This is a genomic window from Rickettsia sp. Oklahoma-10 (assembly GCF_039954865.1).
In the GTDB taxonomy this organism is placed as follows: domain Bacteria; phylum Pseudomonadota; class Alphaproteobacteria; order Rickettsiales; family Rickettsiaceae; genus Rickettsia; species Rickettsia oklahomensis.
This window is the reverse complement of sequence record NZ_CP157197.1, coordinates 941,834-957,195: the sequence shown is the minus strand read 5'-3', so window position 1 is coordinate 957,195 and position 15,362 is coordinate 941,834. Positions and strand designations below refer to the sequence as shown.

The following is a 15,362-nucleotide window of genomic DNA, read 5'->3' as shown; positions in this document are numbered from 1 at the left end:
TCTTCTTGGGTAGGTGGCCGAGTGGTTTAAGGCACTAGTCTTGAAAACTGGCGTACAGGTGACTGTACCGTGGGTTCGAATCCCACCCTATCCGCCATCTTATTGTTGACTTGCTTAATTTAATTATACATAAATTAATTCAGTATCACTAAATTAAGTTCCGGTATGCTCAAAAATAATTAAATCTTCATCAATTTTATAAATTAAGAGCGAATCAGGTTCTATATGGCATGCACTTTTACCAATAAAATTTGCCAATTAAGTTATGATCTCTATATTACAGATAAAGGGCTTTTGGTAGATAAATAATAATTCGATAAGCTTTTTTAGCTTTCTTAAATCTTTAATCTTTTCAATTACGATTTTTATATCTTCCTTAAAAGAATTTGTATATATCACCGCTTTAGATATCTAACTTATCAAATATTTCTTCTGTATTATTTGAGATGGCTAAGCCACTTTGCTGATTTGTATCTTAGTTTCCAACATAGTAATACCAATTTATTTAAATATTGTTTCTGCTTCTAACTTTATTCTTACGAAACACATAATCTAATACCTATACGTATTCATAATATAGCTCTATTTAGCTATGTCCACTATTTTGTATATATAGCGGCGTACCTCAAATCATATTTTAATTATAGTGGCTTAAAATATAAGAATAGTTGCACTAATAAGAAAAAGTGGTAAAATATCATATCGTATAAATTAAATATTATGAATAATTATGCCGCAAATTTATTTTAATGGTCCGGAAGGACGAATTGAAGGAAGATATGCAAAAGCTATCTCGCCTAATGCCCCTATTGCATTAGTGCTTCATCCTCATCCTTTATATGAGGGTAATATGCATAATAAAGTAGTTTATAATGCCTATAAAATTTTAGCAGATAACGGTTATACCGTCTTACGTATTAATTTTAGAGGAGTAGGAGGATCACAAGGTAAATTTGATAATGGAGTTGGTGAAGTTGTTGATGCTGGGGCTGCTCTCGATTGGTTACAGCAGAATAACCCAAGTTCTCAGTCTAATCTAATATTAGGATTTTCGTTTGGAGCATGGATAGCTATGCAGCTTGTAATGCGACGTCCTGAAATAAATCACTTTATTGCTATTTCACCACCGGTTAATACAATTCATAAATATGACTTTTCATTCCTTTCACCTTGTCCTATCCCAGGGTTTATATTACAGGGAGATAATGATAGTATAGTATCGGCAGATGATGTAAAAAATTTAGCAAATAGATTATCCAAGCAACAATCACACATTAAAGTTGATTATAAAATTATCACTGGTGCTGACCATTTCTTTCGTTATAAAACTGAAGAATTTTCTAAAGCAATAAATGATTATTTAATAACAATCCAATCTAATTATCATAATAATAATTTGAATGAAGCAATTAGTAAGAGTCAAAAAAAACTATTTTTATATTAGTTTTTGTTGCATAATTTGGAAAAGGGCTGTCGTAGTAATCGAAAAAAATAACCTTAATATAGGTCAAATTACATATTTGATAACATAAACATATAAAAAACTTGTTTTATATATCTTACTTGATTGCCGATTTTGCGGGAATGACATGATACAACAACGCCTACAATTTTAAATAAGCTTCTATTGCAAAAATGAATATTTCATCTTTTTGAGCCTCTAACTCTTGAGTTAATTCTTCGTAAATTTGTCTATCTGATAAAGATGTAAATTTTTTAAATAGCTGTACTAACTGTAAAGAGGGGGCAATACGAAAAGCATCTTTTAATATTTTGGTCTTTTTATTAATATTAAGCTTATCATTTAAAGTAAAGTAAAATTCTAACAATTTGCCACTATAAAAATTTAGATCTATAGCTGTTTCCAAATAATCTATAGCATGAGTTGTGTTACTACTTTCTACTTCTTGTTTCGCTGCAAGTAAGTAATACTCCGCAATTTCCTGCATGTGGTTTATAGAGTCATGTTTATGAAACTTTATTAGTTTATTCGTTATAAAAGTGAATTGTGTCCATAGAGAAAACTTGCCGTAACAACGCATTAAAGTAATTAAATTTTCACTATCAAGTTCATTTAAATTATAAGCCTTTATTGCATAATTTTCTGCTTTCTCATACAAAGATTTATCATAATAAAGTTTTGCTAGGTTTTTGCTACCGTAAAAAGCAAATTCTTTAGATTTAATAAGTTTTTGAAAATAAGCAATTTTTGTATCTATATCCTCTTCGGTTATGGCTAAGATTAAATTATGGAATTCTTGTGTGTCTTTTAGATCTTTAGAAGATAAATTTTTGCGGGCAATAGAAGCGGCTTTAGCTTTATTACTCATAATATATTCTGAAAAGGCTAAAATTAAAGTATATTTATCATGATTAATTTTTCGTTTATAAAGAATGTTATGTATTTTAGATGGTAAATCGATAATTAATATTAGACATCTAATGACAATAAAACAAAAAATTAGTAATAAAACCCCTAAAATAAGATTAAAGAACAAAGTAGTTTCAATATTATAATTGTACAAACTAATAAACACTTTTGAATTAAAACTCTCTATTAAAGTAAACCCAAAATACAATAGTAAAAAAGTAGTACATATTAATAATAACCTAAACATCTTTATTTACAAACTCCTGCATAAATTTTTCTGAATAAAGAAAATCGATGAGATAGTTTAATTTCTCTAAAATGAGCTTTTTATCTTGTTCTTTTATTATCATAACAGAAGGTTTTTTCTCAATTTTGATAAATTTTTCCAGCCATTTATGATTTGTAGGGAAAATTACTTCCGTACTATTTGGTTTAGAAAAAAGATAATTATTATTATATGCTTCTAAGTTATTTAGAATATTCCTTATATCTTGAGGTAGTAGGCGGGATTTTACTATTCTTAGTTCTTTACTATAATTCTTATCTTGCATGAAATTATATACTAATAAATTTACGCTTAATAAGTAATGAATATAATCTAGAGTAGAGATTTTTGGAGGATTTATTGTATAGTCAATTGATTTGAACTTACCTACTGTGTCATTCATCACTTTATTAGTTATAGGTTTTTCTCCTTGTTCCTTGTATCTGAATGAGTCTGAATTAACTATAGTGTCTAGTTTCTGTTCATGCGGTGTTTCAGGGAGTTTTAAAGAACTTACATAATTTAAAAGTGATTTAGTAGATAATAGTAGCGTTTCATTTTTGTCTTCAATAATATTTGGTTTATTTTCTTCTAACGTATTAAATGTTTGGTTTAAATCTTTTGTATCACTTTTAAACAATTTTAAAATATCGGCTCTATTATGATAAAGAGTAAAAGAAGATAAGACAAATATTACTATTGCTATAAAAAAGATATTTTTACTTTTAAATAAACTATCAAATTTTTGCATTTTCAGATAATAATTTGATTATATAGTTAGGGTTCTGATCATCACAATAAACCACATTTTTTATAAAAGGTCTAACTATATTTGCAACTTTCAAACTTATAGCTACAACTAAACTATCTTGTAAATATTGGAGTAAATTATTCTGAAGTAATAATTTTACTAAAGTTTTAGCACTATTCTGAGAATAAAATAATATGAAATCAATATTTTTTTCAAATTCTTTTATAATAGATATGGGCAGCTCATTTAAATATTCTACATTATAAATGATATGTCTAGCTATTTTATTAGGTAAATCTTTAGTAATTTCATTTGAAGATAAATATATAGTCTGCTCATATAAATTAGGTGGAAAATGTTTAATCAAATCTTCTACGTTTTTAGCAGTATAAGCTACTTTTAAACCTTTATTTTCCAGCAATTTTTTTGATGTGTTGCCTACTACCCAAATATTTTGATTGATGCAATATTTTGTAATAATTATAGCAGCATATTTACTAGTGATTATTATATTTGAGTAATTATCTAAAATATTAATATTAAAATCTAATATTTTATATTTAATTAAAGTACAATGAATATAATTTAAATCTAAATTATATTTACTCATTTCTTTAATAATTTTTCTATTTTCTTCTAGACTTCTAGTTAATAAAACCGATTTCATACAATAACTGCACTCCTATGTAAAAAGCAACTACCCAAATAATAACAGCGGCTATTTTATTAATAATAGTTAAAATTGTACTACTTTTATTTAATTTTCTAATATTATAACCTGCAATTGCTAAAGAAAAAAACCATATCCAAGATATAAGTATGCAAGTTAAGGTAAATATAATTTTTGCACTACCGTTATACTTTAAAGCACTAGTACCTATTACGACAATTGTATCCATAATTGCATGCGGATTTAATATTGACACCGATATAGCAAATAAAATTTGTTTTTTAGCTGAAAAAGCTTGAGAATTCGTTGTAAGATCAATAGGCGGTTGATTCCAAGTACTATATCCTATATAAATTAAAAAAATAAATCCAACAATAAATATAGATAATTTTAACCAAGACATTTCAAGAATTAACAAGGATATCCCAAGAACTGCCGTACATATAAGAATAGTATCACATAGTGAGGCCACAATTATGCTAGGTAAAGCCTTGCTAAACTTTGGCTGTTTTGCTCCTTGATTAAATATAAAAATATTTTGTACTCCGAGGGGCGCTATTAAAACAAGAGCTAAAACGACGCCATGTAAAAAAGCACTTAATATATCGTTATTCATTATATCCCAAATTATCATGGCTCCTATTTTATTAATTATTTTTTAATATTATATTTTTATTCAATTTTCTAATATTATAACTTATTGCCAATGATAAAAGCATATACCTATGAATATATTAATAAATATAGAAAAATGATTATTATAAAAAGTAGTTTAATACATCATGCATTGCATTGTAATTTAGTTTTTATTTTTAATAATATGAGCAAAGAGGGGATAGTAATAATTATAGTAAATAAAAAGAAATTTTGCCAGCCGAAATTGACTACCATATAGCCTGAAATTACGGGAAAAACTGAGCGCGAAATCCCCATCATTGATGAAAGGAAAGAATATTGGGTAGCTCGAAACTTACCTTGGCAAAGTGAGGAAATAAAAGCAATATAAGTAGTCATCGTCATACCGCCGGTAATACTTTCTATTCCTATCGTAATAAATAATAATAAAGAACTTTTACCGTTGATTTCAAGAAAAATAAATGAAATATGTCCTAAGGCGTGAATTATACCAAATAAAAACATACTATTTAATATATTTTTATGTTTCATAATAATACCGCCGACTAATCCGCCGATTATAGCTCCTACAACACCCCAAAACTTTCCAACGCTTGCTATTTCAAAAGTATCATATCCAAGATGAAGCAAAAACGGATTAATCATAACATTAATTAAGTTATCCGGTAATCTATATAATACTAGGAAAATTAATATAAGAATAATGAAATAAACAGAACCTATAGGTTTTAACACATTAAGTATAACATTTGTGATATTTTTTTTATTTTGATTATTTTTTATATCATTTTTAATTATCTGTATATGTATAGTATTATTTAACTTAATTCCTATAATCAATAAAATTAAATAAATAAATATTAAACCAGCAAAGATTTTATATATTGCACTAAATGTTAAGTAAATAGATAAATAAATAGCTCCGGAACCTGCAAGAAGCATACCAACCCGATAACCGCATATATATATTCCTGAAGTAAACACAAGCGATTCTTTAGGTACTATTTCCGTTCTTAAAGCACTTAATATAGTATCTTGTATGGCGCTAAAAAATGAGATAATTAAAGCCGTGAAAGCAAATACTAATAGATTAGTACTAGGATCTAAAAAGCTAAAAATATACACAAGAAGCACTAATGCACTACTAGTTACGCAAATCCAAGATAATCTATGACCGAATCGTTTATTCAAATATTTAATTTGTAGAGCATCAAAAACCGGTGCTAATAAGAAATTAATAGAGTAGGGAAGCGTTATAAACGATAATATACCAATTGTTTGCAGGGCTATATTTTCTTTAGCAAGCCAATAATTTAAAGTATTACCGGTAATCATTAGATTAAAACCGCTAATAAGTCCAAACAACCAAATAATACACAAATGAGAATTATTTAACATAAAGGTTATAATAACTGAAGATAAATAAATAATCTAATATAATTATTTATTAATTTTTAAAAACACATAATATTAGTTTTTTGTAAATGTAAATGTCTCGTACAAATTTAATACTATCCTTTTTTATTTTTCTAATGATAATTAGTTATTGCTACTTTTTTAAACCCATAAAGATAAAGCAAGGTTAGAAAAATTTTGTTCTTTTCAAGTAGAATATGGAATGGTACGTTTAGAGGTAGCAAAGGGTTATGATTGCTTACTACATCTTTATGCCGAAAAAATGCTACTTTAATTCAGCAATATAAAGCAATTAAAAACGGTAGTTACGGTTTAGATACTTTATATACTAAAAAAACTGCAGTTAATTTAGTTAAACTCATTATTTTAGGTCATGAAGGGCAAGTAAAAGAAATATTAGAAATAAAAAAATGCGATTTTCGGATAATTGGCCTAGTTTCGTAATGTATAGGTTATATTTTAATCAAATCTTTCCTCATCTAGATTTATATTAATATACTTGATGCAGATATTTTAGTGCTACGTGATTTGAATTCTCTTTAAAAAATAGATATGAGTTATTATATTGCTGCTGGTAGTATGAATATAGGTGTTACATATTGTAGTAATAAAGTAATAAATGAATGTAATAGGAATCTGATTAGTTCTTATAAAAAGAGTGGTGTTATATTTTTTATGTTAAAAAATATAACAAAAAGTGAATATATTAGAAGCTATGAAAAATTCAGAATGTAAATTTCTTTTTATTGATCAAGATTTATTGAATGTTGCTTTTCATAACTATATACATCCTTTATCCATGAGATGGAACTTTTTGACGTATTTTGAGGACCAAAGCCCTTATTTTTCTTATTTCATTTTAGATTATGCAGGACCTTAAGCCATGTACTACCGATAAGCAGGAATTATGGGAGACAAAACAGGACAAGTTAGATAAACATCACAAAATATTACTGGCGATATAGAGAAATAACGCCTTGGAGCAGTATAAAATAATTATTTTAATTGACTTTAGTACTTAAGCGATTTAAAAATCTAATTTAATTTTTATGTTAAGGTTACAATAAAAATGTTGCCGCCTAAAATCTTTTTTGAAAAAGTTAAAGAGGTAATTTGGCCTATAGAAAGGAAAGAATTAAAGCTATTTATACCTATGGCTTTAATGATGTTATGTATTCTTTTTAATTTTGGGGCTTTAAGATCTATCAAAGATAGTTTGGTAGTACCCTCTATGGGTGCTGAAATTATTAGCTTCTTAAAATTATGGTTAGTGTTACCCTCGTGCGTAATTTTTACCATACTTTATGTTAAGCTTAGTAATAAATTAAATTTTGAATATATTTTCTACATTATAGTCGGCAGTTTTTTACTATTTTTCTTATTATTTGCCTATATTATTTATCCAAATCAAGGTATTTATCATCCTAATGATGAAATGATAAATAATTTAATTGCTTCATACCCTAATTTTCAGTGGTTCATTAAGATAGGTAGTAAATGGAGTTATGCACTGATGTATATTTTCTCAGAATTATGGAGTGCAGTAGTTATAAACTTAATGTTTTGGCAATTTGCCAATCATATTTTTGATACGTCTAAAGCTAAAAGGTTCTATCCTGTTCTTGGTATGGTTGGCAATATCGGTCTTATAATAGCAGGTAGTATACTTGTCTTTTTCTCAAGCGGGCAGGGGCAGGGCATCATTGATCCCGAATTACTATCGGATTCTTTTAATTCATCTTATCAAACTACAATAATGCTTCAGCCGATCATGTCAATTATTGTTACTGCAGGAATAATTGCTATGCTTCTCTTTAGGATAATAAATAGATTTATTTTAACAGGTTCCATAAATGTTTTAGATGCAAAAAAAGTTATGGCTAAAACAAAAACAAAACTTTCAGTAATTGAAAGTATCAAATTAGTAATTCACTCAAAATATATAGGTCGTATTGCTTTATTAATAATTTGTTATGGATTATTAATAAATATAGTCGAAGGACCGTGGAAAGCAAAAATAAAAGCGTTATACCCAAATACTGTAGACTATGTTAATTTTATGGGCAGGTTTAATATTTGGATGGGAATATCATGTGTTACTTTCATGGTAATAGGCAGCAACATTCTTAGAAGACTCGGTTGGCTTATTTCTGCATTATTAACTCCTATTATGTTGTCTATTACCAGCTTAATATTTTTTATCTTTATAATTTTTATTAAAGAAATAGGATCATATTTCAGTGATTTTAATATTCTATATGCAGCGATTATCGCTGGATCGATTCAGAATATACTTAGTAAGTCATCAAAATATTCATTATTCGATTCAACAAAAGAAATAGCTTATATTCCTTTATCTTTAGAGCTTAGAACTAAGGGCAAAGTTGCAGTAGAGGTAATAGGTACTAAATTCGGTAAATCGCTTGGAGCATTTATCCAGTCTTTTATATTTATTATTATTCCGACTGCTACCTTTGATTCTATTACAATATATTTATTAGTAATTTTTATAGTTATGATGAGTTTATGGATTTGGAATGTTATAAAATTGAATAAGGAGTATATAGAATTGTATCATTGCAATGAAATTACTTGAGTAATTGATGAAGCAATCTAGTAAAAAATGCTAATCTTTAGCATTTGTTTTGCTGGATTGTCACACTCCTTTTAGTTGCTTGCAACAATGTTGATTTTAAAATGAAAAAAACTCTTATAATAATATTATTTATAACTATCTTTATTATACTTGCATATAGTGGATTGTGGTTTACTATTATGCTTTCTTTATCACACTCTATAAACCAAAAATATGCCGGTACCGACATTAATATAGAAGAGGCTGATAATAATTCTAATCAGCAATATCTTATTAAATTTTCCAAAGTTCAACCCTATGGTTTTCCTTTTAAATGGGGTATTGCAGTAATTAATTGGCAAGAGGAGAGTATTAATAGAGCAATTGAATTTACCTCCCCGATAAATATCGGTTATGATTTACTTAAGCAGAATTTATTTATAAAATTTTCTGGAGAAGCATTTGGACGATTTAAGCCAGTTCAAAGAGGATTTGGAGTAAGATTTTATAATGATAATTGCATATTATCAGCAAAAATGCCGTTAAATTTTAAGTTATTTGAAATATTGTGGTCAAAAAAAGATTTATTTGAAATCATAAATTTTATTGAAGATATCAAATTTAATTCCGGTAAAACAGAAATTTTTGACTTAGTCAATAATCAAAAATTATATGAAGAAGATCACACTATATTTACTATGTTATTTAACAAGAGTAAATATTATACAAATAAACAGGATTTCCTTGATAACATACCGCAAAAATTAGAAATTTACTATGAAACCGAAATAATACAAAGCAACCTTGAAGATAGAATAATACCTGCTGGATTGTTATTATATAGGCTTGCCTGGAATAATAATTTCAAATTTTCTGGTAATTTTTTAATTAGTACTAGTAGTTTGCATTTTAAAGATATTGCTAAAGATTTAACAATTGAAGTGACTAATGCAAAAATAAATAGTAATGTTTTTGAAAACAATATTAATTTATTATATAAAGGTAAGTTAAACGATTCCGGCAATAATAGTGTTGATCTTTTAGTAGATTCACAATTTAAGCTAAAACATGGTTTTATAATTGGCTTATTAGAGGTTATAAAGAAATATTATGATAAGCGGGACTATTTATTTAAACTTTCCGATAATAAGATATATAAAGATTTTAGTAATGAACTAAACTATATTTTGAATAATAATAAACAATATAATTTTAGTATTTTTGAAGAGAGACAATATAATTTTAATTTAAATATTAATTTAGTTACTGAATTCAATAAATTGACTAGAACACAGATAAATAATTTAAGTTTATATTCAAATGCATCAGGGTTTAATATAACAAATGAAACTATAGTAAATGCTCTTAAAGATTCTTATAGTAAAGGTGTAGTAATAATTAATAACTACTCTAAAATAATAGATGTTGTAAGCCCATATATATATGGGGTAGGGGATTTTAAAAACTTTTCGGAAGAGAGCAAGGAAGTATATAGAGATACTTTAAAGTCATTTTTAAAAACTATTTCCGATCACCCGAATTCATCTAATTTAATTGACGCTAGTATTGAGTATATATTTGATTTTTCGAACTTAAACAAAACTAAAATAGGTACTATAGATGATATAAATAAACTTATACCTTTGTATTATTTGTCTTTATATCAAGTGGCAGCAAAAAAAGTGAAACCGGGAGAAAACATAAAAGAAAAAATTATGGAATTAATTCCTAATGCTAATCATAAAATGTTAGAACAATGTATACTTGATGAAATTTAAAAATAATTTTTCGGTTTTCGGTATCCTACCGTGGCTTGATCACGTTACGGGATGACAATAGCAATTAGAAGATACCATGAATATTATAGTAAAAATACAGCAAGATTTAAAAGATGAAGTAACTAAGTTAAATAATCTGATTATTAGCTGTTTAAAAAGTGATGCAGAATTAATAGAAATAGTTGGTAAATATTTACTGGAAGCAGGAGGTAAAAGAATCCGTCCGCTTTTAACTATAATAACCGCTAAAATGTTTGATTATAAAGGTGATAATCATATAAAGCTTGCAAGTGCAGTTGAATTCATTCATACTGCTACATTGCTTCATGATGATGTAGTAGACGACAGTACTTTAAGACGATTCAAACCTACAGCTAACATTATTTGGGGAAGTAAGACAAGTATTTTAGTTGGTGATTTCCTATTTAGTCAGTCTTTCAAGTTGATGGTAGCTTCCGGCTCTATTAAAGCTATGAATATTTTAGCTAAAGCTGCGGCAATTATTTCCGAAGGAGAGGTAGTACAACTAGTTAAGTTAAATGAGCGACGTATTATAACTATAGACGAATATCAGCAAATAGTTAAATCTAAAACTGCTGAACTATTTGGAGCTTCTTGTGCAGTCGGGGCAATTATAGCAGAGCAGGTGGACCATGTTGCTAAAGATATGCAGGATTTTGGCCAATTACTCGGAACGATATTTCAGATTATAGATGATTTACTTGATTATTTGGGTGATGATAAACATGTAGGTAAAAATATCGGTGATGATTTCTTAGAAGGAAAAGTTACGTTACCGTTGATCTTTTTATATAATAAGTTAGAACAAGATAAGCAGCTTTGGCTTAAAAATGTAATTAAATGTGATAAGCGTACTAATGAAGAGTTTATTAAAGTACGTAATGTGATGATTAAGCATGAAATTTATAATGACACAGTTAATTATTTGAGTAATTTAGAAAGTGAAACAAATAAGTTGTTAAATAAAATTCCGGTTCGGAATATTTATAAAGATTATTTATTTTCGATTATTAGATTTATTTTGGATCGTTCTTATTAATGTCATTTCGGCAAATGTCATTTCGGCATTCGTAGCTCAGTTGGATAGAGTGTTGCCCTCCGAAGGCAAAGGTCGTTGGTTCAAATCCAATCGAATGCACCAAGTGTTATTTTCCATAATATATATTATAGAGCTTTTTATGATGGATCAAACTCGGTTCCTCTAGATTTTACCGCTTTATATGGTGGAGCCAGGGGGAATCGAACCCCCGACCTCTTGAATGCCATTCAAATACTCTACCAACTGAGCTATGACCCCAATGAATTTCTTATACTATAAGAATCAAATTAAATCTATTAAAATCTTTCATACTTTCATAGAATCTCTAGAAGAAATTATATTATCTATTATCCCAAATTTTTTTGCTTCTTTCGGTGACATGAAATTATCGCGTTCCATGCTTTTTTCAATATATTTTATATCTTGTTCAGTATGTTTGCTATATAATTCGTTCAGTAACCTTTTGATTTTTATAGTTTCTTGAGCATGAATTTCTATGTCGGTAGCTTGTCCTTTATAACCTCCTGACGGTTGATGGATCATAATACGGCTGTGAGGTAAACTATAACGCATTCCCTTTTCGCCCCCGCAAAGTAAAAATGAACCCATAGAACAAGCTTGACCTATGCATAGTGTAGCCACTTTAGGTTTTATATATTGCATTGTATCGTAAATAGCAAGACCTGCAGTTACAACACCCCCAGGGGAGTTGATATACATATATATATCCTTTTTAGGATTTTCTGCTTCAAGAAACAATAATTGCGCAACAATTAAGTTTGCCATATGATCTTCAACAGTACTACATACAAAGATTATGCGCTCTTTTAACAATCTTGAATATATATCATAAGCACGCTCACCGCGTGATGTTTGTTCAATTACTATCGGTACATACGACATTAATATTTGCTCCTGAAATTAATTAAATTATTATAGTATTTGTCATCCCGTGATTTATTTACTACGGGGCGGGGCCAAGTATAGGACAGGACCTAAGAAAGATTAAATTTTACTTCTTATCTTCTAAAACATTCACAAGTATATCTCCCATATTGGTAGTATTATCACTAGAACCATATTCTTTGAGAGCTTTTTGACATTCTGCTATTTTATAGGCTTTTACTGATAATAAAATTCTACCAGTTGATTTCTCGATAGAAGTAACTTTTGCATCTATTTCTTCATCGACTTTAAACATTTCAGGTTTCTGCTCATCTTTTTCATCTGACAATTCAGTTCTTTTAATAAAACCTGCTATTTTATTGTTTAATAGTACTTCGAGTCCATCATGTTTAATTTCTGTTATAAGAGCTTTAACTATTGTACCTTTCTTATATTCATCATTGATTTCTTGATATGGATTTTGTGACAATTGTTTTATACCTAAACTAACTTGTTCTTTTTCAATATTAATAGCTAAAACTTTACATTCTATTTCATCGCCTTTATTATATGATTTTAGCAGGTTAGTTCCCTTATCTTCCCAGCTAATATCACCTTCATGAATCATACCGTCCATATTATTACCGAGTGCAACAAAAATACCAAAATCTGTAATATTTCTAATAGGTGCTTTAATGACAGTACCGACAGGATTATTTTTAGCAAATTGTATTAAAGGATTTTCATGGCATTGTTTAATACTTAAAGAAACACGATGCTTTTCGGTATCAACCTCTAAAACTACGAATTCTACTTCTTGTCCTATAGTAAGCGTTTTTCTAGGATTTTGATTAGATTTTAACCAACTAATTTCGCTTGAATGTACAAGCCCTTCAAGTCCATCCTTTAATTCTATAAATACACCGTAATCAGCAAAATTTGTAACTTTACCAGTCATTTTTTTACCGACAGGAAATTCTTCTTTAATTGCTGCCCATGGGTTAGAATCAAGTTGTTTTATACCGAGTGAGATCCTTTTAGTTTTTTCATCAAACTTAATAACCATTACTTTAACCTTTTGGTTAAATTCTAACACTTCTGAAGGATGGTTAACTCTTCCCCAAGAAATATCGGTTAAATGCAATAAACCATCAACGCTTCCAAGATCGATAAATGCACCATAATCAGTAATATTTTTTACGCTGCCTTCTAAAATCATTCCTTCTTTAATTTTAGATAACATCTCGTCTCTAGCTTCAGAACGTGACTCTTCTAAGATGGCTCTTCTGGAAACTACTATATTACCAAGCTTTTTATCCATGCTTAAAATTTTAAACGGTTGCTTGATATTCATTATAGAAATAGGATCTTTAATAGGTCTAACGTCAACTTGGCTTCCCGGTAAAAATGCTACTACACCTGATAAATCTACTGTAAACCCTCCTTTTACGCGACCGAAAATCGTGCCGTCGACAAATTCGCCCTTAGAACACATAATTTCTAGTTGTCCCCATAATTCTTCTTTAACTGCTTTTTCACGGCTCAATATTGTTTTACCGTTACGTCCCTCAATTTTCTCGATGTAAACTTCAACTACGTCCCCAACTTCAGGTAAAGATAAAAATTCATACTTAGGTATTCTACCTTCATTTTTTAATCCAACGTCAACAATAACCATATCGTTTTTTATTTCAATTACTTGACCTTTAACTACCGTTTTTTCTTTTATATGACTTGTATCAACGGTTTCAAGCATTTTAGAAAAATCTTCTTCAAGTTTGTGTTTAATTGTTGCAAGTTGTGGAACAAATCGTTGTTTTAGTTTTATTGACATATTTTTCTCGTAATATTAGCTAAAGTGCTAAACTAATAAAAATTTTTAAAAAGGTTAATAAAATGATATTGTAAAATAAATATTGAAGGTTTTAAAAAACTACGTCATTGCAAGGAAAATTATGAAGTAATTGACTAAGCAATCCTTATTATTTCTTATTTGGCAATACCAATAAAATTGAATAAAATAACCTAGCACTTTATTAAGCTATTTTATTCTTTGCTATATAATGTGTTATTTCTTCTACGACTTCTATAGCTGAAAGCTTTGAAGTATCGATAATTAAAGCATCTGAAGCGGGTAATAATGGCGCTGCTTTTCGCTCTTTATCTCTTTTATCTCGCAAAATTATTTGCCGTAAAATCTCATCGAGTATACATGCTTTTCCGTTTGCTTGCAACTGCTTATATCGTCTTTCAGCCCTGACGTACGGATTTGCAGTTATGAAAATTTTAAAATCAGCATCAGGTGCAACAACGGTTCCTATATCCCTACCCTCAATAATAATTCTTGGTGTTGTTTTTACTAGATTAATCAAAAATTTGTTTAGATTATTTCTAACTTCACTTATTACGGCAATTTGCGATGCTATATCTCCTATATTTTCATTCTCTAAATCAAGATTATTATCGATTTTTAATCTTTTGGATAAAACAATTACTGCATTTATATCAACTATATCTATTTTTTGACTAATACAGTTAAAAGCAAGCTGCCTATAAACAATACTTGACTGAAAATATTTAAGAGAAAATTTCTTTGCAAGCATTAAACCGATAGTCCCTTTACCTGAAGCAGCAGGACCGTCAAGAGCAATAGTAAAATTTTTAGAAAAATCAAAGGCTTTAGTTTTTAAATTTATCATAAAATTATAGACTATAATGATAGAAATCGGGTTTTGATTCTAGTCTTTACCACGATTTCAAAATAATAAAAAATATTATAAATAATAGAAATAAAGCTTGAAATCTAGTACATTATGCAATAAATTTAGAACTTAAAAATTATAAGGGTGATTAGCTCAGTTGGTTTAGAGTATTACGTTGACATCGTAAAGGTCGGTGGTTCGAGTCCACTATCACCCACCAGCATACAGTCAAGCTTTTTGTAATCTACTAATT

The 15,362-nt window shown here is 28.4% G+C and carries 15 protein-coding genes and 4 tRNA genes; 9 read left to right on the top strand and 10 right to left on the bottom strand.

What is annotated here, in order from left to right; translation table 11 throughout:
- The first annotated feature begins 7 nt into the window (after positions 1–7).
- Positions 8–97 (top strand) — tRNA-Ser (locus AAGW17_RS04310).
- A 56-nt stretch (positions 98–153) separates the two neighbouring features.
- On the opposite strand, the gene AAGW17_RS04305 is transcribed toward AAGW17_RS04310, so the two are convergent.
- Positions 154–258 carry a type II toxin-antitoxin system YafQ family toxin gene (locus tag AAGW17_RS04305; protein ID WP_347938788.1) on the bottom strand — a complete coding sequence of 35 codons (105 nt, stop codon included), beginning with the start codon at positions 256–258 and terminating at the stop codon, positions 154–156.
- Positions 259–730: 472 nt separating this feature from the next.
- Here AAGW17_RS04305 and AAGW17_RS04300 point away from each other — a divergent pair, with 472 nt between their 5' ends.
- Positions 731–1,444 (top strand): alpha/beta hydrolase, encoded by a 714-nt coding sequence (locus AAGW17_RS04300; protein ID WP_347938787.1) that lies wholly within the window; start codon positions 731–733, stop codon positions 1,442–1,444.
- A 160-nt stretch (positions 1,445–1,604) separates the two neighbouring features.
- On the opposite strand, the gene AAGW17_RS04295 is transcribed toward AAGW17_RS04300, so the two are convergent.
- From AAGW17_RS04295 to AAGW17_RS04275, 5 genes are all read right to left on the bottom strand, one after another.
- The gene (locus tag AAGW17_RS04295) at positions 1,605–2,618 is read right to left on the bottom strand and encodes a tetratricopeptide repeat protein (protein WP_347938786.1); all 1,014 of its coding nucleotides are present in this window, start codon (positions 2,616–2,618) and stop codon (positions 1,605–1,607) included.
- Positions 2,611–3,387 carry a palindromic element RPE2 domain-containing protein gene (locus tag AAGW17_RS04290; RefSeq protein ID WP_347938785.1) on the bottom strand — a complete coding sequence of 259 codons (777 nt, stop codon included), beginning with the start codon at positions 3,385–3,387 and terminating at the stop codon, positions 2,611–2,613. Before AAGW17_RS04290 ends, AAGW17_RS04295 begins: the two co-directional genes overlap by 8 nt.
- Positions 3,374–4,054, bottom strand: a complete 681-nt coding sequence (locus AAGW17_RS04285; protein WP_347938784.1) for a uroporphyrinogen-III synthase — start codon at positions 4,052–4,054, stop codon at positions 3,374–3,376. Before AAGW17_RS04285 ends, AAGW17_RS04290 begins: the two co-directional genes overlap by 14 nt.
- Positions 4,032–4,673, bottom strand: coding sequence for a LysE/ArgO family amino acid transporter (locus AAGW17_RS04280; protein WP_347939417.1), 642 nt, complete (start codon positions 4,671–4,673; stop codon positions 4,032–4,034). The genes AAGW17_RS04285 and AAGW17_RS04280 overlap by 23 nt, the downstream gene beginning before the upstream one ends.
- A gap of 164 nt (positions 4,674–4,837) precedes the next feature.
- The gene (locus tag AAGW17_RS04275) at positions 4,838–6,091 is read right to left on the bottom strand and encodes an AmpG family muropeptide MFS transporter (RefSeq protein WP_347938783.1); all 1,254 of its coding nucleotides are present in this window, start codon (positions 6,089–6,091) and stop codon (positions 4,838–4,840) included.
- Between the two features lie 252 nt (positions 6,092–6,343).
- Here AAGW17_RS04275 and AAGW17_RS04270 point away from each other — a divergent pair, with 252 nt between their 5' ends.
- The 6 genes from AAGW17_RS04270 (at position 6,344) to AAGW17_RS04245 (ending at position 11,624) form a co-directional block, all read left to right on the top strand.
- Positions 6,344–6,553, top strand: coding sequence for a hypothetical protein (locus AAGW17_RS04270; RefSeq protein ID WP_347938782.1), 210 nt, complete (start codon positions 6,344–6,346; stop codon positions 6,551–6,553).
- Positions 6,554–6,661: 108 nt separating this feature from the next.
- Complete coding sequence (locus AAGW17_RS04265) at positions 6,662–6,844, top strand: hypothetical protein (RefSeq protein WP_347938781.1); 183 nt, start codon at positions 6,662–6,664, stop codon at positions 6,842–6,844.
- A 334-nt stretch (positions 6,845–7,178) separates the two neighbouring features.
- On the top strand, positions 7,179–8,705 hold the full coding sequence (gene tlc3 / locus AAGW17_RS04260) for a nucleotide exchange transporter Tlc3 (protein ID WP_347938780.1): 1,527 nt from the start codon (positions 7,179–7,181) through the stop codon (positions 8,703–8,705).
- A gap of 101 nt (positions 8,706–8,806) precedes the next feature.
- The gene (locus AAGW17_RS04255; protein ID WP_347938779.1) at positions 8,807–10,462 is read left to right on the top strand and encodes a hypothetical protein; all 1,656 of its coding nucleotides are present in this window, start codon (positions 8,807–8,809) and stop codon (positions 10,460–10,462) included.
- A 76-nt stretch (positions 10,463–10,538) separates the two neighbouring features.
- On the top strand, positions 10,539–11,522 hold the full coding sequence (locus AAGW17_RS04250) for a polyprenyl synthetase family protein (protein WP_347938777.1): 984 nt from the start codon (positions 10,539–10,541) through the stop codon (positions 11,520–11,522).
- A gap of 25 nt (positions 11,523–11,547) precedes the next feature.
- Positions 11,548–11,624 (top strand) — tRNA-Arg (locus tag AAGW17_RS04245).
- Between the two features lie 80 nt (positions 11,625–11,704).
- On the opposite strand, the gene AAGW17_RS04240 is transcribed toward AAGW17_RS04245, so the two are convergent.
- From AAGW17_RS04240 to cmk, 4 genes are all read right to left on the bottom strand, one after another.
- Positions 11,705–11,780 (bottom strand) — tRNA-Ala (locus tag AAGW17_RS04240).
- A 48-nt stretch (positions 11,781–11,828) separates the two neighbouring features.
- Positions 11,829–12,425: an ATP-dependent Clp endopeptidase proteolytic subunit ClpP gene (gene clpP / locus AAGW17_RS04235; RefSeq protein WP_347938776.1), complete on the bottom strand. Its 597-nt coding sequence runs from the start codon at positions 12,423–12,425 to the stop codon at positions 11,829–11,831.
- Between the two features lie 109 nt (positions 12,426–12,534).
- Entirely contained in the window at positions 12,535–14,241 is a 1,707-nt protein-coding gene (locus AAGW17_RS04230) for a 30S ribosomal protein S1 (protein WP_347938775.1), read from the bottom strand.
- A gap of 202 nt (positions 14,242–14,443) precedes the next feature.
- Positions 14,444–15,106 carry a (d)CMP kinase gene (gene cmk / locus AAGW17_RS04225; RefSeq protein WP_347938774.1) on the bottom strand — a complete coding sequence of 221 codons (663 nt, stop codon included), beginning with the start codon at positions 15,104–15,106 and terminating at the stop codon, positions 14,444–14,446.
- A gap of 145 nt (positions 15,107–15,251) precedes the next feature.
- Between cmk and AAGW17_RS04220 the strand changes: the two genes are divergently transcribed.
- Positions 15,252–15,329: transfer RNA gene (locus AAGW17_RS04220), tRNA-Val, on the top strand.
- Positions 15,330–15,362 lie beyond the last annotated feature (33 nt).

Coding starts and splice junctions, on each gene's coding strand:
- AAGW17_RS04300 (WP_347938787.1), top strand. CDS start 731: ATGCCGCAAATTTATTTTAATGGTCCGGAAGGACGAATTGAAGGAAGA.
- AAGW17_RS04295 (WP_347938786.1), bottom strand. CDS start 2,618: ATGTTTAGGTTATTATTAATATGTACTACTTTTTTACTATTGTATTTT.
- AAGW17_RS04290 (WP_347938785.1), bottom strand. CDS start 3,387: ATGCAAAAATTTGATAGTTTATTTAAAAGTAAAAATATCTTTTTTATA.
- AAGW17_RS04285 (WP_347938784.1), bottom strand. CDS start 4,054: ATGAAATCGGTTTTATTAACTAGAAGTCTAGAAGAAAATAGAAAAATT.
- AAGW17_RS04280 (WP_347939417.1), bottom strand. CDS start 4,673: ATGAATAACGATATATTAAGTGCTTTTTTACATGGCGTCGTTTTAGCT.
- AAGW17_RS04275 (WP_347938783.1), bottom strand. CDS start 6,091: ATGTTAAATAATTCTCATTTGTGTATTATTTGGTTGTTTGGACTTATT.
- AAGW17_RS04265 (WP_347938781.1), top strand. CDS start 6,662: ATGAGTTATTATATTGCTGCTGGTAGTATGAATATAGGTGTTACATAT.
- tlc3 (WP_347938780.1), top strand. CDS start 7,179: ATGTTGCCGCCTAAAATCTTTTTTGAAAAAGTTAAAGAGGTAATTTGG.
- AAGW17_RS04255 (WP_347938779.1), top strand. CDS start 8,807: ATGAAAAAAACTCTTATAATAATATTATTTATAACTATCTTTATTATA.
- AAGW17_RS04250 (WP_347938777.1), top strand. CDS start 10,539: ATGAATATTATAGTAAAAATACAGCAAGATTTAAAAGATGAAGTAACT.
- clpP (WP_347938776.1), bottom strand. CDS start 12,425: ATGTCGTATGTACCGATAGTAATTGAACAAACATCACGCGGTGAGCGT.
- AAGW17_RS04230 (WP_347938775.1), bottom strand. CDS start 14,241: ATGTCAATAAAACTAAAACAACGATTTGTTCCACAACTTGCAACAATT.
- cmk (WP_347938774.1), bottom strand. CDS start 15,106: ATGATAAATTTAAAAACTAAAGCCTTTGATTTTTCTAAAAATTTTACT.